The organism is Paeniglutamicibacter sp. MACA_103 (genome assembly GCF_045798555.1).
Classification (GTDB): Bacteria; Actinomycetota; Actinomycetes; order Actinomycetales; family Micrococcaceae; genus Paeniglutamicibacter.
This window is the reverse complement of sequence record NZ_JBIXLN010000007.1, coordinates 1-21,062: the sequence shown is the minus strand read 5'-3', so window position 1 is coordinate 21,062 and position 21,062 is coordinate 1. Positions and strand designations below refer to the sequence as shown.

Below are 21,062 nucleotides of genomic sequence, written 5' to 3'. Positions count from 1 at the left end.
ATCGTGCTCGGCCTGATCGGCGCGGTGTCCATCGTTGTCCTGGTCTTCGAGGACCATCGAACCCAGCAGGTCGCTTTCGACCGGGTCCATACCGTGGCCGTTCAGATGGCGGCCCATGAGTCGGTACGGTCGGAACTGGGTAAACCCGGGGCTTCGGCCGTGATTGCGCCGATCGCCCATCTCGCGACCGCTGTTTCCGGGGTCCAGTATGTGACGGTCGCGGACATGGCGGGAATCCGCGTGGCTCACCCGGATCCGGAGCGCATCGGCGAACCCGTCTCGTCGGATCACGAGCCGGTGCGCGAAGGGGAGTCCTTTCGCGGCACGGAGGTCGGCCCGCAAGGCGTGACACTCAGGGCCAAGGAACCAGTGCGGTTCAACGGGGAAATCGTCGGGACCGTGTCGGTGGGCATCCTGCAGAGCGAGATTCGCGGGGAACTGCTCGAAATCGTGGGGACGGTGGCACCTTGGATCATGGGAGCCGCGGCGCTTGGAACGATTGCTTCGGCGCTGGCCGCGCGCATGGTCCGCCGACGGATCTATGGCGTGGAGCCGGAGGCCGTCGCTGGTCTGCTGCAGTCGCAACAGGCTTTGCTGTTCAGCGTGCATGACGGCGTCGTGGGTGTCGATTCCGAAGGTCGACTGACCTTGGTCAACGACGAGGCGCGGCGCCTGCTCGGATTGAGCGGCGACGTCGTGGGGTCGCGGGCATCGGATGTTCTCGATCCTACGGTCAGTGCCCAGCTCGGCAGCGAAGACCCGGGTGCCGAGGAAACGAAGTACGTCCTGTCGGGGGAGCGCATCCTGGTGGCAACCCGTCGCGAGGCGCTGGCCAACGGCAAGTCTCTGGGTCGGACGTTGACGCTGCAGGACCGTACCGAGCTGGAGGAAACGCTGCGTGAATTGAAGGGACAGAGAAGCCTGGCCGACGCCTTGGGTTCGCAGGCCCATGAGTTCGCGAACAGGTTGCACGTGCTCTCGGGCTACCTGTCGTTTGGCGAGCCGGGGGAGGCGGCCGCGTACCTGCAGCGGATCAGCGGCTCTGCGCTTGGGGCCGACGCAGGCATCCTGAAGGACCCGGCGCTCTCGGGGCTCGTGGGCGCCAATGCGGCAGGCGCGCGCGAAGCGGGAGTGCGGCTGCTGGTGGATCCGGAATCCCAAATCGAGCCGGGTTGGCGTGCGGACGAGGATGTCCTGACCGTGGTGGGAAACCTGCTCAGCAACGCGATCGAGGCCGCCGGTGACGGGGGAACGGTGCGGCTGCAGGTGAAGGCCGGGTCCGAACGCCTGGGTATCTGCGTGGAAGACAGCGGACCGGGCATTGCGCCGAGCGAGGTGGAGGGGATCTTTCGCCGCGGGGTGAGCAGCAAGGCCGGTACCGGCGCCGGGCGCGGCATCGGCCTGGCGCTTGTGGATCGGGTGATCCGGCGCCGTGCCGGTTCGGTGTCGGTGGGAACCGGGGAACTGGGCGGGGCCATGATGACGGTCGAATGGAATCGGACGGCACCGGGGACGTTGCCGGGAAGCGAGATGGGGGAACGGGAATGATCAGGACACTGATCGTCGACGATGATCCGGATATTGCGCGCCTCCATGCCCGCTATGTGGATGCGTTGGAGGGTTTCGAGGTGGCCGGTGTGCTGGAGCGTGGCGGCCCCGTGCTGGCTTTCCTCGAAGAAAGTGATGTTGATCTGGTGCTTCTCGATGTGCACCTGCCCGACATGGATGGCCTTCAGGTGCTGGAGGATCTGCGCGGCAGTGGCCACGATACGGGCGTCATCATGATCACCGCCGCGTCCGAGCGCAACACTGTGCGCTTCGCCGTTGGCCGCGGCGTTGACGACTACCTGGTCAAGCCCTTTACCGTGACAGACTTCAACCGTCGGCTCGAAGCGTTTCGGGAATCCAGGACCGAAGCGGTGACCCAGGCGGGACCGACCTTGGCCCAAGGAGACATCGACTCCATGTTCCGGGCCGGGGACCCGGAAAAACGTGAGGACAGGCGGGCTGTGCCCAGCGCAGCAGCGCTCAACTCCCCGCTGCCCAAGGGATTCTCCCAGCCCACCGTGCAATTGGTGGGTCGGGCGCTGCGCGAAGCGGCGCAGCCGGGTGGCCCCGGCGACCTGTCGGCCAGCGAAGTCTCCGAATGCTGCGGCATCTCGCGGGTGAGTGCCCGCAGGTACCTGGAGATGATGGCCGGGCGCGGGCTGTCGGAACTGCGGCCCAAGTACGGCGCACCCGGCCGCCCGGAACACCGCTACCGCTGGACAGGCCAATAGCCGGGCAGAGCCCCGCTCCACCGACCAAGGATCGACACCCTCTGGCGCTCTTTGTATATTTGTGTATACACTCGTATCCAGAAGGCTCCGGACGGGGGCCGCGGACAAGGAGGCTCGATCATGGGCAGCACGGAAAACGAAGCAGGCAACGAACTCGCGGCAGACGTCATCGTCGTGGGCGGGGGCAACGCGGCCTTCACCGCGGCGCACGCCGCGGCGGAGCGCGGGCGCAAGGTCCTGCTGCTGGAGAAGGCGCCACAGGAGCATTTCGGCGGCAACAGCTACTACACCGCGGGCGCAACCCGCATCGCACACGACGGGCTCGAGGACCTGAGCGACTTCATCGAAGCCGACGAGCGCCACGCCGTTAGCGTTGTCCCGCCGTACTCTGCCGCCGACTACGCGGCCGACCTCAAGAAGGTCACCGAGGGACGCAACGACCCGGAACTGACCGAGGTGCTGGTCACCGAGGCCGCACCGGGCCTGCGCTGGCTCCAGGGCCTGGGGTTGAAGTACCGCCTGATGTACGAGCGCCAGGCCTACGAGCGCGAGGACGGCAGCTACCTCTTCTGGGGCGGTCTGCATGTCGGAAACGTCGGCGGCGGCGAGGGCCTGATGCACGACCACGTCGCCGTAGCGGCCAAGCTCGGCACCGACGTCCGTTACGGGCAGGACGTCTTCGACCTGATCATCGAGGACGGCGTTGCCAAGGGCGTCAAGGTCCGCGGCGAAGACGGAATCGTGCAGGAGCTGCGTGCCGAATCCGTGGTCCTGGGCGCCGGCGGCTTCGAATCGAACCCGGAACTGCGACGCAAGCACCTCGGCGAGGGCTGGGAGAACGCCAGGATCCGCGGCACCGCCTTCAACCACGGCGAGATGATCACCGCCGGCCTGGCCGCCGGCGCGGCCAAGGGCGGGGACTGGGGAACCTGCCACTCCGTGCAGTGGGATGCAGACCCCGCCATCAACGAATCCAACCGCGAGCTGACCAACCGGCTGACCCGCCAGAGCTACCCGCTGGGCATCATCGTGAACAACCGCGGCGAGCGCTTCCTGGACGAGGGCGCGGACTTCCGCAACCTCACCTATGCCAAGTACGGACGGGTCATCCTGCAGCAGCCGGATTCCGTCGCCTACCAGGTCTTCGACGCCTCGCTGCGTCCGATGCTGCGTGCCGAAGAGTACGAGATGCCGGGCATCTCCGAGGTCATCGCCGACACCATCGAGGAACTGGCTGAGAAGATCGGCGTGGACGCCGCGGCGCTGTCCAAGACCGTCAGCGATTTCAATGGCTCCATCGACACCTCGATCGCATACGACCCGAACGTGCTCGATGGCCGCGCAGCCAAGGTGACCCCGCCGAAGAGCAACTGGGCCATGCCTCTGGAGACCGGCCCGTTCTATGCCTACCCGGTCACCTGTGGCATCACCTTCACCTTCGGCGGCCTGAAGTCCGACACCCACGGCCGCGTGCTGAACGAGGACGGCGAGCACTTCGACGGGCTGTACGTCTGCGGCGAAATGCTCGGCGGCCTCTTCTCCGCGAACTACCCGGGCGGTTCCGGGCTTGCCGCCGGCGTCGTGTTCGGGCGCCGTGCCGGTACGCTGGCCTAGGCAAGAAATTACGACGTAGCCCCTTCACACGGGGCGGAGGTGGAAGAAGATGGCGGCAAAGATGGACTCGGAGACGATCCATGCCGAACTGCGTGCCGAAATTTTGCACGGCTCCCACCGTCCCGGCACCGCGTTCAAGGAAGTTGCCCTGGCAGGCCGCTTCGGCGTCTCCCGCACCCCGGTGCGCGAGGCGCTGGGCCGGCTGGCGCAGGAGGGGTTGCTCGAACGCGGGGCCCGCGGGCTCCAGGTGCGGAACATCGACCCGGAACAGCTCATGCAGGTCTACGACCTGAGGATCTTGCTGGAAGGCCAGGCCGCCCTGGAGGCGGCCGCCACGCGGACCGAGATGGACCTGATCCGCCTTGAAGGCCTGCTGGAACGCGACAGGGCATTACCGGATCCCGACGACCAGACACGCCTGCGGACCAACATCGAGTTCCACTCCGCGCTCTGGACGGCGGCGCACAACCCGATCCTGAAGGACCTGCTGGACCGCCTGTCGACCCACCAGATCCATGCGCCCTCATCGACGCTGTCGGTCGGCTCCCGTTGGGCGGAATCCCTGGAGGAGCATGCAGAAATGGTGCGGCTCATCCGGGAGCGCGACGGCGCCGCGGCGCAGGAGGCCATGCGTCGGCATATGACCGAAGCGCGCAGGATCCGGCTCTCGCTCTTTGGGCAGATCGAGCAGCCCCGGGGCTGAGCCTGCCGTACGCCAAACCGTCCCCGGGCGAGCGCTTGATGCGCCCGCCCGGGGACGGTTTCGTTGCTGCGGGGCGGAAGGCGAAAGCTAACGCGCCGACCAGCCGCCATCCATGGTGTAGCTGGCGCCCGTCACCATGGACGCGTCGTCACCGGCCAACCAGGCCACCAGCGAAGCAACCTCCTCCGGCTCGACCAGTCGCTTGACGGCGCTCTCGGTCAGCATGATCTTGGCCAGCACCTCGGCCTCGGGAATGCCGTGGACCCGGGCCTGGTCCGAGATTTGCTTCTCCACCAGCGGGGTCCGGACGTAGCCGGGGTTGACGCAATTGCTGGTCACCCCGTGCTCGCCGCCCTCGAGCGCGGTGGCCTTGGACAGACCCTCGAGCCCGTGCTTGGCCGTGACGTAGGCGGACTTGAACGGGGAAGCGCGCAACCCGTGCACCGAGGACACATTGATGATCCGGCCGAATCCCTGCGCATACATCTTCGGCAGTGCCGCCCGGATCAGCAGAAACGGGACCTCCAACATCAGGGTCATGATCCGGCGGAAGGCCGCCGGGTCAAAGTCCTGGATGGGGCTGATGTGTTGGATCCCGGCATTGTTGACCAGGATGTCCACCCCGTCGAGGGCTTCCGCCAGCTTGTCGTCGGCGACCGCGACCGGGTCCAGCAGGTCGACCACCCAGCTTGAGCCGCCGACCTCCTCCGCCGCCGCCTCGGCTCCTTCCCGGTCCCTGTCCGCGACGACGACGTGGGCGCCGCGGGCGGCCAACGCGCGCACGACGGCCAAGCCGATCCCGCTGGCGCCGCCGGTGACCAGCGCCCGCCTGCCCGACAGTGGCTGGAGGGCAGGCGCGTTCGTCCGTGAGGTTTCCTGGTGGGTCATGAATCTTCCCTTGTGTGGAGCGTGGTTGATGCGTGTTGCCGGCGTGGAGGCGCTCAGTTGCCGACCCGGGCGGTGTTCAGCCCGTGCTTGCGGGCGTCGGCGTCGTCGATGTCGTGCAGGGACGCGCCCCGGGTTTCCTTCAGCGTGATGACCGCGACGGCCGTGATGGCGCAGGCCGCCGCCACGTAGATGGCCACCGGCAGCCAGGAGCCGAAGTCCTTCAGCAACGCGGTCGCGATGATCGGCGCCATCGAGCCCGCCACGATCGAGGTGACCTGGTAGCCCAGGGAGACGCCGGAGTAGCGCATGCGGGTGGGGAACATTTCGGCCATGATGGCCGGCTGGCCCGCATACATCAGGGCGTGGAAGCACAGTCCGATGGTGACGGCAATGATGATCATGAGCGGGTTGCGGGTGTCGAACATCGGGAAGGCGAGGAACGCCCAGCCGGCGCCGAGCACCGCACCGGCCAGGTAGACCGGCTTGCGGCCGAAGGCATCCGAGAGCCGGCCGACCTGCGGGATCACGAGGAAGTGGATGACGTGGGCCACCAGCAGGGCCAGCAGCAGCTGGCTCGTGTCGTAGGCGTGCACGGTCTTCAGGTAGACGATGGTGAAGGACACGATGATGTAGTAGAGGATGTTCTCGGCAAAGCGCAGGCCCATGGCGCCGAGGATGCCCTTGGGGTATTTGCGCACAACCTCCAGCACGCCGTAGCTGACGGCCTTGTCGGCTTCCACCTGGGCGCGGGCCTCCAGGAAGATCGGTGCCTCGGACACGTGGGTGCGGATGTAGTAGCCGATGATGACGATGAACGCGGACACCCAGAAGGCCACGCGCCAGCCCCAGGACAGGAACTGGTCCGACGGGAGGATCCAGCTCATGCCCAGGAGCACCAGGGTGGCCAGCAGGTTGCCCACCGGAACGGCGGCCTGCGGCCAGCTGGACCAGAAGCCGCGCGATTGGTTGGGGCTGTGCTCGGCCACCAGCAGGACGGCCCCGCCCCACTCGCCGCCCACGGCGAAGCCCTGGACGAAGCGCAGGATCACCAGCAGCGCCGGTGCCCAGTAGCCGATGGAGTTGAAGCCGGGCAGGCAGCCCATCAGGAACGTTGCCACGCCGACCATGATGATGGTGACCTGCAGCGTGTGCTTGCGCCCGAGCTTGTCGCCGATCTGGCCGAACACGATTCCGCCCAGCGGACGGGCGATGAAGCCCACCGCGTAGGTCAGGAACGCGGCGATGATGCCGTCCAGCTCCGAGTCCGCGTTGGGGAAGAAGAACTTGCCGAAGACCAGCGAGGCGGCGGTGGCGTAGAGGAAGAACTCGTACCACTCCACGACGGTGCCCACCATCGAGGCGGCCACGATCTTTTTCAGTCCCGATTTCTCCGTCTCCGGGACGTTGGTCTGCTTCCTGTCCGGGACGTCTGTCGGCTTGTTGACGCTCATGGGCGCACTCCTTGTGTTCTGCGGGTGTCGGCGTTGACATCGGCGTTGCGGTGGTCCTGTGTTCCAGCGCACAGGAAGGCTCCACCCAGTATGGGTGCGGCCATTGGTGTGCATCAATGACCAGTTACGCAGTGATCGGGTGCACAATTGCAGATATGAACTTCAAGCTTCCCGGCGCCGCGGCCCCGAACCCCGATGACCTGCTGGTCCTGCTCGCGGTGTCGCGCACCGGACGATTCACGACGGCGGCCGAGTCCCTGGGCTTGAACCACACCACCGTGTCGCGCCGGATCGCCGCGTTGGAGAAGGGCCTTGGAGGCCGGACGCTGGCCCGCACGATGGGTGGTTGGGAGCTGACGGACCTGGGCCGGAAGGCCGTGCGGGCAGCCGAGGACGTGGAAACCGCGATGGCCACCATTCATGCAGGCGAGGAGGAAGCGGATGCGATTGCCGGCGTCGTGCGCATTTCCGCCACGGACGGCTTCAGCGCATTCATCATCGCGCCGGCCGTTGCCCAGCTGCGGCGCAAACACCCCCGGCTCAGCGTGGAGATCGTCAACGTCACCCGCCGGGCGCTGCAGCACCGCTCCGGGCTGGACCTGGAAGTGGTGGTCGGCGAGCCCCAGGTCCACCGGGCCGAGGCCATCCGGCTCGGAGACTACACGCTGGGGATGTACGCCTCGCGTCGCTACCTTCAAGAGTTCGGCACGCCCGCCGGCATCAAGGAACTGAGCGAGCACCGGCTGGTGTACTTTGTCGATTCGATGCTGCAGGTCGACGACCTGGATGCCCCGCGGCGGCTGGTTCCCGGGATGCTGGATTCGCTCAGTTCCACCAACGTCTTCGTCCATGTCGAGGCGACTCGTGCCGGCGCCGGGATCGGCTTCCTGCCCTGCTTCATGGCCGGCCGCCACCCGGATTTGGTGCGGCTGCTGCCCGAGGACTTCGCCGAGCGCCTGCCGTACTGGATGGTGCTGCGGCCGGACTCGCTGCGCCAGCCCGCCGTCGCGGCGGTGGCCGAGGCGCTGCGCCGCCGCACGGCCGCCGTGAAAGACGCCTTGTTGGGCACCGAACCGCTGGATTACTGAGGGCGGAGCAGGTCAGGCCAGCATATTGACCGGTGTTCCGGCCGCCCAGGCCGAGATGTCCTCCACCGCGCCGGTGTAGAAGATCCTGAACTGGTCTTCGGTCACGTAGCCCAGGTGCGGGGTGGCGATCACCCCGGGAGCGTCCAGCAGCCGGTGGCCCCTGGGCAGCGGTTCGACGTCGAACACGTCGAGGGCGGCCAGCGCCGGGGTGCCTGAATCCAGGGCCTCGATCAGCGCCTCGGTGTCGACGATCGCGCTGCGCGAGGTGTTGACGAGGATCGAGCCGTGTTTCATGCGTGCCAGTTCCTCCGCTCCGACGACCCCGGTGGTGCGCTCGGAGAGCTTGAGGTGGATGGTGAGCACGTCGCTGCGGGCCAGGAGTTCTTCCTTTGCTACGAGCTCGGCGCCGACCTCGGCGGCCCGGGCGGCCGTGAGGTTCTGGCTGTGCGCAATGACCCGCATCCCGAAGGCCTTCCCGATCAGCGCGACCTGGCCGCCCAGCTTGCCCAGGCCGTAGACCCCGAGGGTCTTGCCGGACAGCCCGGTGCCCAGGGTCTGCTGCCAGGGCCGGCCGGCGGCACGCGGGCGATCGGTGGAGAAAAGCTCCACATCCAGGCGGCGGGCGGCGGCCAGGATCAGCGCCCAGGCGTGTTCCACCGCGGCCGTCGCGCTGCCGGCGGTTCCGCACACCGTGATGCCGAGGTCCCGCGCCGCGTCCAGGTCGATGGAGGCGTTGCGCATGCCGGTGGTGACAAGCAGCTTGAGGTTCGGCAGCTCGGCCAACCGCGCGGCGGTGAATGGCGTGCGCTCGCGCATGGCCACCACCACCTCGAAGTCCCGCAGGGCGGCGGTGACGGCATCGTCGTCGTGCCCGAGGAACGCGGTGAAGAAGACGGCGTCGCCGGGCAGCGACTCCCAGTCCGCCAGGGAACGGGCAACGTCTTGGTAGTCATCGAGGACGGCTATGCGCATGGCTTCATCATAGGAGCTGGGCCACGTACGGTGGAGCCATGGCCAACACATGACGGTTGGCCGACACATGGCGGGGGATACCTGTTGGTTCGCCGCAGCGGTACAGCTTGAGGGCGATTCCGAGGCGTGGATGCGTAAAGATGCGGATTCGGAGGACGCCGTCTGGTCGCGTGCGGCCGGGCGTTCCTGACCAAGAGCCCGAGCCCGGCCGGCACTGCATCCCCCGCGGGGAGCCGTGCCGGCCGTTTGGCCCGGGCCTTCAGCAGTTAGTCATCGCTGACGCGGCGGTCCCAGCGGCGTTTGCGTCCGATTGCGCGGTTGACGCGCCAGGGGGACTTGCGGGCCTTGCCCTGGCCGCGCCATTGGTGCGGCTTGCACAGAGCGCAGCCCCGATTGCGACGGTGAGGCGAATGAGCCATTTGATGTTCCTTCCCGGATCTTGCCCCGCCCGGGTGGGCGGGGCTGCTTTCGGGAAGACAAGGGGGTTGGCATATTTGGAGCGTACTTGAGGTGGAGGGGCGTGTCGACCCGCCGTTTGGTGTCCGTGTCCGGTCAGGCCCGCTGGGTGGCCAATTCACCGGCGGCGGCCCGCACGGCTTCGCCCAGTGTCGTGGCGGGGCGGCCAAGCAGCGTTGCCAGGGCGTTGCCGTCGACGAGCAGTTCACCGCGGGCGATGCCCCGGTCGCTGTCGGCCAGGATCCTCGCGAAGTCGCCGGGAACCCCGGCGCCCACGAGCAGGTGGGAGAAGTCTTCCTCCGGCAGGTCCTGGTAGGTCACCGCCTGGCCCGTGGCGGTGCTGACCTCGCGTGCCAGGTCCTCGAGGGTGAAGGATTCTTCTCCGCCCAGTTCGTAGACCAGGCCCGCCTGGTCCTCGGCCAGAAGGACGGCCGCGGCGGCCTGTGCGAGGTCGGCGCGGGTCGCGCCGTTGAGCCGGCCGTCGCCCGCGCTGCCGAAAACCGAGCCGTGCTGCAGGATTCCTCCCAGCTGTTCGGTGTAGTTCTCCAGATACCAGCCGTTGCGCAGCAGAACGTAGGGGAGCCCGGAGTTGCGCAGCGCCCGCTCGGTTTCCTGGTGGTCGGCGGCCAGGGCCATGGTGGTGGTGTCGGCGTTGGGGATGCTGGTGTATGCCAGGAGCTGGACGCCTGCATCCTTGGCCGTCTCGATGACATCGAGGTGCTGGGCCACGCGGGGGCCCGGCTCGTTGCCCGAGACCAGCAGGACCTTTTCGACGCCGGCAAATGCCTCGCGCAGCGAAGCCGGGTCGGAGTAATCCATGGCGCGGACCTGGACCCCCAGCCGTGCAAGGTCGGCGAGCTTTGCCGTGTTCCTGCCTCCTGCCACAATCTGTTCGGCAGGAACATTGCGCTCGAGGAGCGCTTCAACTACGAGGCGGCCGAGCTTGCCGGTGGCGCCGGTGACGAGGATGGTCATGGGGTTTCCCTTCGCGGAAGAAATGACTGTCTTCACTCACAACCGCGCATCCGGAAGAATACTTCCCAAAAGAGAGTACGCACTTTAAGGTAAGGTGCTTGCATGTCGGCAACCAGCAGCCTCCAACCACCGGCCGTCCCCGCATCCGCCATGGTATTCCAGGCCGGGTGCCCGAGCCGGACGGTCCTTGACCACGTCACCAGTAAATGGGGCGTGCTCATTCTCGTGGCCTTGGCGCGCGGCCCGCAACGCTGGAGCGAACTGCGCCGCCGCGCCGAGGGCATCAGCGAAAAAATGCTGGCCCAGACCCTGAAGACACTTGAGGCGGACGGGTTCGTCCATCGCGACGCGCAGCCGGTGATCCCGCCGCGGGTCGACTACAGCCTCACGACCCTTGGCGGTGAACTTGTCCAACGGCTGCTTCCGTTGGTCGCCTGGATCGGCGAACACGCCGATGATATCGTCCAAGCGCCCTCGGCCTAAAAGCAAGCCGGGCCCGGTCAATTCGGTGAATCGACCGGGCCCGGCGCATTGCCTTGGACTTAGGGACTACTTGGCGTCCTGTGCTTCGTATTCGGCCAGCACTGCCTTGCCGATCTTGAACGCGGTGTTGGCCGCCGGCACCGCGCAGTAGATGGCCGACTGCAGGAAGACTTCCTTGATCTCGTCGGCGGTCATGCCATTGCGCAGGGCCGCGTGCACGTGCATCTCGAGCTCTTCCCAGTAGCCGCCCGCGATCAGCGCGGTCAGCGTGATGGCGCTGCGCGTGGTGCGCGGCAACCCGTCGCGAGTCCAGATGGTGCCCCAGGCATAGCGGGTGATCATTTCCTGGAACTCGTCGGTGAAGTCGGTGGAGTTCGCCGTGGCACGCTGAACGTGTTCGGTGCCGAGGACCTGCTTGCGCACCTCGAGCCCGGCGTCGTAGGTGTCGCCCGGGAGACGGGAAGCGTCGGTCATGCGATTTTCTCCTGCGAGATCGAGGCGAAGAACTCGAGAAGCAGCGCGGCGGTCGCCTCCGGGTCCTCGGCCGGGGCCAGGTGCGCGACGGTGTCGATCGTGGCGGCCTGCGCGTTCGGCGCGTGCTCGGCAATGAACTGGGCATCGGCCGGCGGGCAAACCACGTCGTGGGCGCCGGCGATGGCCAGGATCGGGTCCTTCATGGACGGCAGTGCCTCGCGCAGGTCGAAGCCGGCCAGGGCGCCGCAGACGTGGGCGTAGGCGAACCGGTCCGCGTCCTGCAGGTTGTGCAAAAGGTCGGTGGACACCACCGGGTTGGCCTCGATGAAGCCGGGGGCGAACCAGCGCTCGGCCGATCCGGTGACGACCACCGGGGTGCCGGCCTTGGCCACGAGCTCGGCGCGTTCCTTCCAGGCCTCCGGGGTGCCGATCTTGGCTGCCGAGCAGATGACCGAGAGCCCGGCGAAGGCGCCGGGGAAGTCGTTGGCCAGCTGCAGGGCGATGGCCCCGCCCACGGAAACGCCGGCGTAGAACAGCGGTGCGGCCGCGGTGATGGCCTTCTCGGTCTCCAGCGCCTCGATCATCTTGATGACCCCGGCGGCCAGCTCGGCCATGGAGAATTCCTCGGTGGAGGGTGCGGATTCGCCGTGGCCGGGCAGGTCCCAGGCCACCAGCTGGAAGTGCTCCTTGAGGAACGGCACGGCCGGTCCCCACAGGGCCAGCGAGCCGGTGCCCAGCGACGGGCCCAGCACCAGGGTGGGGAGGTCGGCTGCGGCATGCAGCAGGGACGGGGTCAGGGTGGGAATGCTCATGAGTCCTTCCAATCTGTGAAGTCTTCGCGGATGCGGGTGATGAAGTCGGTGGCCGAACCCAGGTAGCCGGCCGGGTCCAGCAGGTCATCGAGGAACAACTGGTTGTCCATGTCGGAGGGCAAAACCCCCTGCAACAGGGTACGCAACGGGGTGGACGTGCGCAGGGACTCGAGGACCAGTTCCTGCACCGCCGCCTTGCCGCCGGCCACCAGGGGTGCGACGACGGAAGAGACACGTTCGGAGACCAACAGGTCCCCGGACAGTGCCATGTTCCGGGCCATGGCGCCCGGGTGAACGCCCAAGCCCGCGGCCAGGACGGCTGCGTGGTGTGCGGCGCCCCCGGCCAGGCGGACCAGTTCGCGCACCGAAGCCCATTCGGCGTGCCAGCCGCCGTCGGGGCGTTCGTCCACGGCGGTGCCCGCGGCGGTGTAGAGCGTGGCAACGTGGGCGGGTGCGGAGAGTGCGGCATTGCGCAGCAGCACCGAATGCACCGGGTTCTGCTTTTGCGGCATGGCCGAGGAGCCGCCCTTGCCGGCCTCGCGCGGTTCGGACAGCTCTCCGATTTCCGGACGCGACGCGGTGAGCACGTCCGCGCCGAAGGTCCCGGCCGCCGCGATGACGGAACCCAGCGCGGAGCCGAGCCCCAGCACGGGTTGGCGCACGGTGTGCCAGGGGGCGATCGGAGCGGTGAGGGAAAGTTCGGCGGCCAGGGCGGCGGTGAGCTCGTGTGCGCGTTCGGCCAGGCGCTGCTGCGACTTGTACGGCAGCGCGGAGCCGAGCCGCTGGTGCAGCGAGGCCAGGGTGCCCACGGCGCCTCCCCATTGCAGCGGCAGGGAAGCGGCGATCGCGTCGAGCTGGCGCCCGGCGGCGGTGAGGGAGGCGAGCCAGTTGGCGGCGCGCAGCCCGAAGACGGTGGGCAGCGCGTGCTGGGTCAGCGAGCGCGCCACGCACAGGGTCGAGGCGTGTTCGGCGGCAAGCGCGGACAGCGACTGCCCGGCGGCGAGCAGGTCGGTGCGGATCCGTGCGATGGACCGGGAAGCGATGAGCATCAGGGCGCTGTCGATCACGTCCTGGCTCGTGGCACCGCGGTGCAGGGCGGTCGCGGCGGTCGCCGGGGCGCCGGTGTCGGCGAGCTGGACGCGCATCATGCCCAGCAGCGGGATCAGCGCGTTGGCGCCGTCCGGGCCCGCAGCGGCCAGGGCCGCCAGGTCGTAGAGCTCGACCTTGGCGATGGCTGCGACGGCCCGGGCGTCCGCGTCGGTGCACAGTCCGGCGTCGGCCTGGACCTTGACCCAGGCGGCCTCCACCTCGAGCATTCCCTGGGCAAAGGCGGCATCCGAGGCGGTGTCCGCCACGGGCGTCGCCGCCCAGGCCGGGGTCAGCAATCCGTAATCGGCCGGGTACATGGGCGGTGCTTCTCCTGTAGGTCTGTGGTTGGGGGGGTGCTGGTTCGCGGGGGTGGATCCAGGCACCGGTCGGGATCAATGCGGTGGGGGCGTGGAACCTCCAAAACCCCCGCGGCGCGGGAACCCGCCTTTTCCATCATCCCGGTTCGGGGAGACAAAAGGCGAGTCCCGCCCCTGGCGGGGGTCACATGGGGTGCGCGTGTTACGACTCGCGCGGGTAGGAGAGGAACACGGTTTCGCCCTCGCCCTGCAGCGAAATGTCGAAGCGCAGCGAGCCGTCTTCCTCGCGGGTGGCGATCAGCGTCCGGCGACGGTCCTCGGGCAGCGAGGCCAGCAACGGGTCGTTGGCCAGCGCGGCAACATCCTCGGGCAGGTAGATGCGGGTGAACAGGCGGTTGAGCAGGCCGCGGGCAAAGACCGTGAGCATGATGAACGGCGCCTTGCCCTCCTCGGTGGCCCCGGGATTCAGGGTCGTGAAGGTGTAGTGCCCGACGTTGTCCACCGCGGTGCGGCCCCAGCCGGTGAAGGTGTAGCCGTCGCGGACCAGCGAGCCGTCCTTCGAGACCACGTTGCCGTCCTCGTCGGCCTGCCAGATTTCCAGCAACGCGTCGGGGATGACGGTGCCGGCGCCGTCGGTGACGACCCCGTGCAGGCGGACGGCGCCGGGCCGTGCCTGGTTGACCAGCTCGTTGTCCTTCTCAAAGGGCAGCGCGTAGCCGTAGAAGGGGCCGATGGTCTGGCCCGGGGTGGGAGCCAGCTTGAGCGCGGGGGCCTGGGTGTTGGGTGTGGCGGTCATTTAGAGCTCTCCCTCTTCGTCTTCCATCCAGGTCCGGTTGGACCCGGTGAGCACGATGTCCCAGTTGTAGCCGGTGGCCCATTCGTGGCTGGTGATCGAGTGGTCGTAGGTGGCGACCAGGCGGTCGCGGGCGTCCTTGTCCGTGATGGCCTGGTAGATCGGGTCCAGGGAGAAGAGCGGGTCGCCCGGGAAGTACATCTGGGTGATCATGCGCTGGGTGAAGTCGGTGCCGAAGAGCGAGAAGTGGATGTGCGCCGGGCGCCAGGCGTTGTGGTGGTTCTTCCACGGGTACGGCGCCGGCTTGATGGTGGTGAAGGAGTATTCGCCGTTGGGACCGGTGATCGCGCGTCCCACGCCGGTGAAGTTCGGGTCGATCGGAGCGGGGTGCTGGTCACGCTTGTGGATGTAGCGTCCGGCGGCGTTGGCCTGCCAGATTTCCACCAGCTGTCCGGCCACCGGGCGGCCGTCGCCGTCGAGCACGCGTCCGGCCACGACGATGCGCTCGCCGATCGGCTCGCCGTTGTGCTGGATGGTCAGGTCGGACTCCAGGGCGTGCACGTCGCGCTCGCCGAAGGCGGGGGAGTGCAGCTCGATGGTCTCGGGGTCCGCGTGGTGCAGGTTCTTGGTGGGGTGGCGCAGCAGCGAGGAACGGTAGGGCGCGAAGTCGATGCGCGGCTGCGTCTCGGCCTTCTTGCCGTCAACGACGGACTGGCGGTAGGCCGCGTGGATGTCGGCGATCTCGGTGGAGATGGCCTCCTGGGAGAGCGTGGTGGCTGCGGGATCCAGCACGTGCGAATCGTTGAACGTCTCGGGCGAGGTGGTTTCGGTGCTCACTGCGTGCTCCTTTCGGTGGGGGCGTGCGGGTGTGGTGGAGAAAAGACGGGGGTGAAGGTTAGGAGTGTGGCCAGCCGGTGTAGGACTCGGCCAAGTACTGCTGGCCGTAGCGCGAGGAGACCACGGTGTCGAGCTCGCCCAGGGCGCGCTTGGCCATGAACGGGTCGGCGTCCACCGGGGTGTGCAGCATCGAGGTCATCCAGTAGGAGAAGTTCTGGGCCTTCCACACGCGCTTCAGCGCCAGGTCGGAGTAGCCGTGCAGCAGCGCGGAGTCCTTGGTGGAGTAGAAGGAGTCGATGGCCTCGAAGAGCACCTTGACGTCGGCGAAGGCCAGGTTCAGGCCCTTGGCGCCGGTGGGCGGGACGGTGTGCCCGGCATCGCCGATGAGGAACATCCGGCCATGGGAGAGCGGTTCGCGCACGAAGGAGCGGAACTTCAGCACCGTTTTGTCGAAGATGTTCCCGGTCTTGAGCTGGAAACCGTCCGGCCCGTCGACGCGGCGTTGCAGCTCGGACCAGATCCGGTCATCGCTCCAGGAATCCACGTCCTCGTTGGGGTCGCACTGGAAGTACATGCGCTGGACGGTCTCGGACCGCTGGGAGATCAGCGCAAAGCCGTGCGGGGAGTTCGCATAGATGAGTTCGGGGGAGGACTTGGGGGCCTCGGTGAGGATGCCGAACCAGGCGAAGGGGTACTCGATCTTGAAGTCCTGGGTTCCGGGAACCGCGCGGCGGCAGAAGCTGCGCGAGCCGTCGGCGCCGACCAGGATGTCGCAGTGCACCTCGAAGCCGTTGCCGTCCGCGTCGGTGAAGTGGAACTTCGGGGTCTCGGTTTCCAGGTCGAAGACCGCGGTGACCTCGGAGGAGTAGCGCACATCGCCGGCATCGCGTTTGCGGGCGGCGGCGAGGTCGACGAAGACCTCGTTCTGGGCGTAGAGCGTGACGGTGGCATCGACCAGGTCGGTGAAGTCCAACGGGTGGGATTCGCCGTTGAAGCGCAGGTCGATGCCTGCGTGCTCGTCACCGTGGGTGAGCACCCGGCCGTCCACGCCGGTGTCGGTGAGCATCTTGACCGAGCCCGCCTCCAGGATGCCGGCGCGGTGGGTGTTGCGGATGGTCTCGTGGTCGCGTGACTCGACGACGATGTTCTCTACATTGCTCTTGGCCAAGAGGTGCGAGAGCATCAGCCCGGCGGGGCCGCCGCCGACGATGCCGACCTGGGTCTTGAGGATGGTGCGCGCTGAAGTCATGAGGTGGTCGCGTTCCTTTGGTGCGGGGGAGGTTCGCCGGTGGCCTTGGCACGTCGTTGTGCCGGCGCCACGCAGCGGGGGAACCCGGAGTGTGAGGTATCTGCATCAAGTCTGTGGTCGCGCACACCAAAGAACCACACGGCATCTCATTGAATGGGAAATAAGATGCAGACCGCCATGCACCAGGCAGGCACCGGCATGCAGGAGGGGGAACCTGCCTTGAGGCCGGATTGATGGTCACGATTCTTGGCGATTCTCCCGGTGCAGTGCACTGGCCGGGCCACCCGGCAGTGGCCTGGGTGGCCCGGCGTGGATGCCTCCTCCTTGGTGCTACGGAGCGAGTGCTGCTTGCGCCTCTGCGGCGCGCTCACGCACGTGCCCTGCCACCAGGTCTATCGCCTCGGCGCTGGCCGGCAGAATATTGACCATAGTGAAGAAAGCGTGCATTTGGCCCTCCCAGCGGCGGTGCACCACCGGCACGCCCGCCTCGACGAGCCGCTGCGCATACTCCTCGCCCTCGTCTCGCAGCACGTCGTGCTCCGCGGTCAGCACCAGTGCTGGAGGCAAGCTGGCCAGCGAGGCGGCGCGAAGCGGCGATGCCTCGGGATGAGTGCGCTCGGCCTCCTGCGGCAGGTAGTGGTTCCAGAACCATGCCATGAACTCGGTGGTGAGGAACGACTGATTCTCCGGCTCGAGGTAGGACGCCCGGCCGAGGTCGGCATCCGTGGCCGGATAGACCAGCACCTGGCCGGCAATCTCCGGTCCCTGCCGGTCCCGCGCACGATGGGTGACGATGGCCGCGAGGTTGCCGCCGGCGCTGTCGCCGGCGACGAAGAGCGGCACGGGGGACCCTGCGATCGAATCGATCCGGCCGGCCGTCCACTCGAGCCCGGCCCAGGCATCTTCCACCGGTACGGGGAAGGGGTGTTCGGGGGCCTTGCGGTATTCGACCAAGACGACGGCGGCCCCGGATTTCATGGCCAGCTGCCGCCCCAGGGTGTCATAGCCGTCCAGTCCGTCGAGCACCCAGCCGCCACCGTGGTAGTAGACCAGCACGGCGTCCGGGGCCCCTGACGGAACAAGGATCCTGGCACGGAAGCTCCCGCCGTCGATCGCCTCGATCTCGTGGTCCTCCACTCGGTGCATGTCCGGGCCGGCGCCGTAGAGGTTTTTCAGCCCGGCGCTGGCAGCGCGTGCCTGCTCGGCAGTCATTTCCCACATAGGTGGTGTGCCTGGTGGCGTGGAGTCGGCCATGCCGCGCAGGAAGCCTTGGGTTGCCTCGTCGAGTGCCATGGTGTTGTTTCCTTTCAGTCGATCACGGAGTGGTCACCAAGCCGGTGCCAGCTGCGGTTGTGGTAGACCAGCGGGGTTTCGGGTAGGTCCCCGTCGGCGGGAACGTTGGCCTGGAGCAGGTGGACGGCAACGACCACCGATCCGCCGGCGTCCATCGCATTGACGATCCGCCCGCGCAGCCAGACCGGGGCCTGGCTGAGGACCGGCTCACCGGTGGGCAGCAGATGCCAGTCTGTGGCGGCGAACCTGTCGACGCCGGGGGTGGCGAAGGCCTTGGCCAGTGGGGCCTGGGCCGCGCCGAGAAGGTGCACCACCACGGTGTCCGCCCCCGCGATCAGCGGCGTGGTCCGCGAGCCTGCGGAGAGTGAAAAGACCAGCAGGGGCGGCTCGGCGGACACCGAGATCACGGAGCTGACGGTGAGCCCCACCGGACCCTCGGGCCCGGTGGCGGTGATGATGGCAACGCCGGCGGGGTGGTTGCGGAAGGCTGCCTTGAACTCCGCGGGTCCCACCCCGGCGGACGGGAGGGTGGCCACTGTGCTGCCGGCAACCGGTGCGCGGTGCGCTCGGGCGGCGGGACTCACTGCCCGTCCTTGACCAGCGAGAAGAACACCCAGGTGCTGTCCTTGGCCAGGCCGGCCAGCTTGCGGCCGCAGCCCTGCAGCACCACCGGGCCGGAGGTCATGTGCTGGGTTCCGGCGTGCATGTCGCGGAAGAAGCGCTGCAGCGTGCCGTGGCGCAGGGCCGCGGTGGCCGACCACTTGTAGACGGTCATGCAGACCTCGTGTGCGGACCAGGTGGCATTGTTCAAGGCCAGTCGGGTGAGCGTTTCCTGTTCGTCGTCCAGCTCCTTTCCGGCGGCGAGTGCGGCCTCGTTGGATTCCCAGACGTCCATGACCAGCGCCCGGGCGGAGCGCAGCTTCGCCTCGGCGCGGGCGTAGTCGGCGGCGAACTCGTCGGTGTCCACGGCGGCGAACGGGGCTCCGGTCTTCTGGGCGGCCAGGTCGCGGAGCTCGTCGAGCATGCGGCGCGCCACGCCCAGCGCCCATCCCGCGTGGTTGATCCCTGACATGTTCGCCAGTCCCATGCGGTAGAGGGCCCCGCCGTGCAGCGGCGCCTTGGTGGTGATGTCGTAGGTGTAATCCTCGGGAACGAAGAGGTCCTCGCAGTGGTAGTCGATGCTGCCGGTGGCGCGCAGGCCCATGACGTCCCAGTTGTCCACGATCCGTGCCTGTTCCTTGGGGAAGGTGAAGACCAGAGGCGCCCCCGTTTCCTCCACCAGCGCGGCGGTGTGGATGTGGCTGGCCAGCGGCAGCCCGGAGGCGAATTGCCAAGAACCGCTGAGCAGGTAGCCGCCGTCGGTCCGGCGCGCGGTGCCCATGCGGGTGCCCTGGCCGGCGCAAAGACTGTAGCGTCCTGCGCCGAACATCTCTTCGGTGGCCGCGCGTCCCTGGTAGGCCGCGGTGGTGCCGGTGACCATCTGCAGGGCCATCACCGCCCAGCCGGTGGAGGCATCCGCATGGGAAAGCTTCTCGATGACCTCGACGACCTGGCGCGGGGAGGCCTCGTATCCGCCGAGTTCGCGGGGAATACCGAGGCGGAAGACGCCGGAGTCGTGAAGCGCCGCCGCGACGTCTGCGCGGAGTTCGCCGAGTCGCTCGTTCTCGTCTGCGGCATCGGCGAGCAGCGGTGCGATCGCTTCCAGCCGCTGCAGCAATTCCGGCACCTCCTCGCTGACGTGCAGTCGGGTGGGTGTCTGACTCAGGGTCTGCGGCATTTTCGTCTCCTTGGGTCCGCGGGTGGCTTGGTTGGGTTCAACACTAGGTGTGGCTGGCATCACACTTGATACGCTGGGGTGCACGGTGATTGCTCCCGCGTGCACGCTTGCCCGCAGGAGCCTTTCGGGCGCGTGGAAGCCCCGGAAAGGGGGACGATGGAACCGAGTGCGGTTGGTGGAATGGACTACGAGGCACAGGCCGATGACGCCGGTGCGTGGCGTGGTGCCATCACGCAAAGCCTGCTGCCCCTGCACTTCGAAACCGTGGACTCGTTGTCGTTCCGCGGCAGGGTCTTGGCCCGCCGCGAGGGCGGGATGCGCTTGGCCGAAGTCCAGGCCACCGGGCACATCGGACGCCGTGGCGAGGAGGATCTTGCGGACGGGCATGGCGACTTCGTGCTCTGCCAAGTGCTGGAGGGCCGGACGGAAATCTTCCAGGCCGGTCGAACGGCGCTGCTGCGGCCGGGAGACCTGGTGGTCTACGACTCCACCCGTCCCATGGAGATCGTTGCTCCGCTCGGGTTCAAGACCCGCTTTTTTACCTTTCCGCGATCCACGACAGGCATTGCGCCCGGGATCATGGGTGAACTCCTGGCTCGTCGGATCGGGCCCGACGCCGCGCTGGCCGGCGCGGTGGCGGCAACCTTGGATTCCCTGGCGCCGGCTTATTCCAGGCTTTCCTCCCCGAGCCGGTCCCGCGCGTTTGCCGGGCTGTCCGGCTTGGTCGCCGGACTGTTCCTGGAAGTGCTGGGCACGCCCGCCGTCGAGGACGATGGCGGCCGTGCGAACTTCGTCCAGCTGGCCGCGTATGCGGAGTCGCATCTGGGAGATCCGGAGCTCGGTGCGCGCAGCATTGCCGCAGCGCACTACGTCTCGGTCCGCCTGGTCCACAAGCTCTTCGCCGCTGAGGGGACCAGCGTCGGCGCGTGGGTGCGTGCCCGCCGGCTGGAGCGTTGCCGTGAGGAGCTCGGCCTTCCGGAAAATTCCAGCCAGCCAGTTGCCGCGCTCGCCGCACGTTGCGGGTTCGCCAGCCCCTCCCACTTCACCACCGTCTTCCGCGAGACCTACGCGGAAACCCCGGCACACTACCGCCGCCGCGTCCTCGGACTTGCGGCGGGGTAGTGAACCGGGGTTGGGCGGAGCCGGGCGGGCGCCTAGACTTCGGCCTCGGCCGGGGCGAGGACGATGTCGAAGCGTGCCCGGGCCCAGGCCGCGGTGCCGAGGTCGCGGCCGTCGGGCGCGGGGGTTCCGGCGGGCTGTTCGGTGAACCGTTTGATGAGCGAGTCCTTGACGCCGAAGACCGAGTCGCCGATTTCCAGTTGCGGGTCCCCGTCGACGAAGATGTGGGTGACCAGGGTGCGCAGGCCCGGGGCGGTGACCATGAAGTGCAGGTGCGCCGCGCGCACCGGGGAGCGGCCCACGGATTCGAGCATCTGGCCCACCGGCCCGTCGTGCGGGATCGGGTACGGGGTCGGGGTCAGGCCCCAGAAGGCATACTTCCCGTCCGCGTCG

The 21,062-nt window shown here is 67.9% G+C and carries 20 protein-coding genes and 1 pseudogene; 7 read left to right on the top strand and 14 right to left on the bottom strand.

Annotated elements, in window-relative coordinates; all coding sequences use genetic code 11:
* Positions 1–3: 3 nt before the first annotated feature.
* The 4 genes from ACIPVK_RS04960 (at position 4) to ACIPVK_RS04945 (ending at position 4,596) form a co-directional block, all read left to right on the top strand.
* Complete coding sequence (locus ACIPVK_RS04960; protein WP_407610850.1) at positions 4–1,548, top strand: ATP-binding protein; 1,545 nt, start codon at positions 4–6, stop codon at positions 1,546–1,548.
* Complete coding sequence (locus ACIPVK_RS04955) at positions 1,545–2,279, top strand: response regulator (protein ID WP_407610849.1); 735 nt, start codon at positions 1,545–1,547, stop codon at positions 2,277–2,279. The genes ACIPVK_RS04960 and ACIPVK_RS04955 overlap by 4 nt, the downstream gene beginning before the upstream one ends.
* Positions 2,280–2,399: 120 nt before the next feature.
* A complete protein-coding gene (tcuA, locus tag ACIPVK_RS04950; RefSeq protein ID WP_407610848.1) occupies positions 2,400–3,893 on the top strand; it encodes an FAD-dependent tricarballylate dehydrogenase TcuA in 1,494 nt (497 codons plus the stop codon).
* Positions 3,894–3,942: 49 nt separating this feature from the next.
* Complete coding sequence (locus ACIPVK_RS04945) at positions 3,943–4,596, top strand: GntR family transcriptional regulator (protein WP_407610847.1); 654 nt, start codon at positions 3,943–3,945, stop codon at positions 4,594–4,596.
* Positions 4,597–4,683: 87 nt separating this feature from the next.
* Here the strand turns inward: ACIPVK_RS04945 and ACIPVK_RS04940 are convergent, their stop codons facing one another.
* Positions 4,684–5,484, bottom strand: a complete 801-nt coding sequence (locus ACIPVK_RS04940) for a 3-hydroxybutyrate dehydrogenase (RefSeq protein WP_407610846.1) — start codon at positions 5,482–5,484, stop codon at positions 4,684–4,686.
* 53 nt (positions 5,485–5,537) lie between these two features.
* Positions 5,538–6,935: an MFS transporter gene (locus ACIPVK_RS04935; protein WP_407610845.1), complete on the bottom strand. Its 1,398-nt coding sequence runs from the start codon at positions 6,933–6,935 to the stop codon at positions 5,538–5,540.
* Between the two features lie 116 nt (positions 6,936–7,051).
* On the opposite strand from ACIPVK_RS04935, the gene ACIPVK_RS04930 reads away from it, so the two are divergent.
* The gene (locus tag ACIPVK_RS04930; RefSeq protein ID WP_407610844.1) at positions 7,052–8,023 is read left to right on the top strand and encodes a LysR family transcriptional regulator; all 972 of its coding nucleotides are present in this window, start codon (positions 7,052–7,054) and stop codon (positions 8,021–8,023) included.
* Positions 8,024–8,035: 12 nt separating this feature from the next.
* Here ACIPVK_RS04930 and ACIPVK_RS04925 read toward each other — a convergent pair whose 3' ends face one another.
* Both ACIPVK_RS04925 and ACIPVK_RS04920 read right to left on the bottom strand, forming a co-directional pair.
* Positions 8,036–8,995: a D-2-hydroxyacid dehydrogenase family protein gene (locus ACIPVK_RS04925; RefSeq protein WP_407610843.1), complete on the bottom strand. Its 960-nt coding sequence runs from the start codon at positions 8,993–8,995 to the stop codon at positions 8,036–8,038.
* A gap of 552 nt (positions 8,996–9,547) precedes the next feature.
* Positions 9,548–10,426 carry an SDR family oxidoreductase gene (locus ACIPVK_RS04920; RefSeq protein WP_407610842.1) on the bottom strand — a complete coding sequence of 293 codons (879 nt, stop codon included), beginning with the start codon at positions 10,424–10,426 and terminating at the stop codon, positions 9,548–9,550.
* A gap of 102 nt (positions 10,427–10,528) precedes the next feature.
* Here ACIPVK_RS04920 and ACIPVK_RS04915 point away from each other — a divergent pair, with 102 nt between their 5' ends.
* Complete coding sequence (locus tag ACIPVK_RS04915) at positions 10,529–10,909, top strand: winged helix-turn-helix transcriptional regulator (RefSeq protein ID WP_407610841.1); 381 nt, start codon at positions 10,529–10,531, stop codon at positions 10,907–10,909.
* A gap of 66 nt (positions 10,910–10,975) precedes the next feature.
* Here ACIPVK_RS04915 and pcaC read toward each other — a convergent pair whose 3' ends face one another.
* From pcaC to ACIPVK_RS04870, 9 genes are all read right to left on the bottom strand, one after another.
* Positions 10,976–11,383 carry a 4-carboxymuconolactone decarboxylase gene (gene pcaC / locus ACIPVK_RS04910; RefSeq protein WP_407610840.1) on the bottom strand — a complete coding sequence of 136 codons (408 nt, stop codon included), beginning with the start codon at positions 11,381–11,383 and terminating at the stop codon, positions 10,976–10,978.
* Positions 11,380–12,195: an alpha/beta fold hydrolase gene (locus ACIPVK_RS04905; protein ID WP_407610839.1), complete on the bottom strand. Its 816-nt coding sequence runs from the start codon at positions 12,193–12,195 to the stop codon at positions 11,380–11,382. The genes pcaC and ACIPVK_RS04905 overlap by 4 nt, the downstream gene beginning before the upstream one ends.
* Positions 12,192–13,601, bottom strand: a complete 1,410-nt coding sequence (locus ACIPVK_RS04900) for a lyase family protein (RefSeq protein WP_407610838.1) — start codon at positions 13,599–13,601, stop codon at positions 12,192–12,194. The genes ACIPVK_RS04905 and ACIPVK_RS04900 overlap by 4 nt, the downstream gene beginning before the upstream one ends.
* Positions 13,602–13,803: 202 nt before the next feature.
* On the bottom strand, positions 13,804–14,397 hold the full coding sequence (gene pcaG, locus ACIPVK_RS04895) for a protocatechuate 3,4-dioxygenase subunit alpha (RefSeq protein ID WP_407610837.1): 594 nt from the start codon (positions 14,395–14,397) through the stop codon (positions 13,804–13,806).
* On the bottom strand, positions 14,398–15,231 hold the full coding sequence (gene pcaH, locus ACIPVK_RS04890) for a protocatechuate 3,4-dioxygenase subunit beta (protein WP_407610836.1): 834 nt from the start codon (positions 15,229–15,231) through the stop codon (positions 14,398–14,400). It abuts the gene before it with no gap.
* A 58-nt stretch (positions 15,232–15,289) separates the two neighbouring features.
* Positions 15,290–16,480 carry a 4-hydroxybenzoate 3-monooxygenase gene (locus ACIPVK_RS04885; protein ID WP_407610835.1) on the bottom strand — a complete coding sequence of 397 codons (1,191 nt, stop codon included), beginning with the start codon at positions 16,478–16,480 and terminating at the stop codon, positions 15,290–15,292.
* Between the two features lie 330 nt (positions 16,481–16,810).
* Positions 16,811–17,773: an alpha/beta hydrolase gene (locus tag ACIPVK_RS04880; RefSeq protein WP_407610834.1), complete on the bottom strand. Its 963-nt coding sequence runs from the start codon at positions 17,771–17,773 to the stop codon at positions 16,811–16,813.
* 14 nt (positions 17,774–17,787) lie between these two features.
* Positions 17,788–18,357 (bottom strand): flavin reductase family protein, encoded by a 570-nt coding sequence (locus tag ACIPVK_RS04875; protein ID WP_407610833.1) that lies wholly within the window; start codon positions 18,355–18,357, stop codon positions 17,788–17,790.
* Positions 18,354–19,550, bottom strand: coding sequence for an acyl-CoA dehydrogenase family protein (locus ACIPVK_RS04870; RefSeq protein ID WP_407610832.1), 1,197 nt, complete (start codon positions 19,548–19,550; stop codon positions 18,354–18,356). Before ACIPVK_RS04870 ends, ACIPVK_RS04875 begins: the two co-directional genes overlap by 4 nt.
* A 156-nt stretch (positions 19,551–19,706) precedes the next feature.
* Here ACIPVK_RS04870 and ACIPVK_RS04865 point away from each other — a divergent pair, with 156 nt between their 5' ends.
* Positions 19,707–20,672 carry an AraC family transcriptional regulator gene (locus ACIPVK_RS04865; RefSeq protein ID WP_407610831.1) on the top strand — a complete coding sequence of 322 codons (966 nt, stop codon included), beginning with the start codon at positions 19,707–19,709 and terminating at the stop codon, positions 20,670–20,672.
* A 32-nt stretch (positions 20,673–20,704) separates the two neighbouring features.
* On the opposite strand, the pseudogene ACIPVK_RS04860 reads toward ACIPVK_RS04865, so the two are convergent.
* Positions 20,705–21,062, bottom strand: a pseudogene (locus ACIPVK_RS04860) (hydroxyquinol 1,2-dioxygenase); the annotation flags it as partial.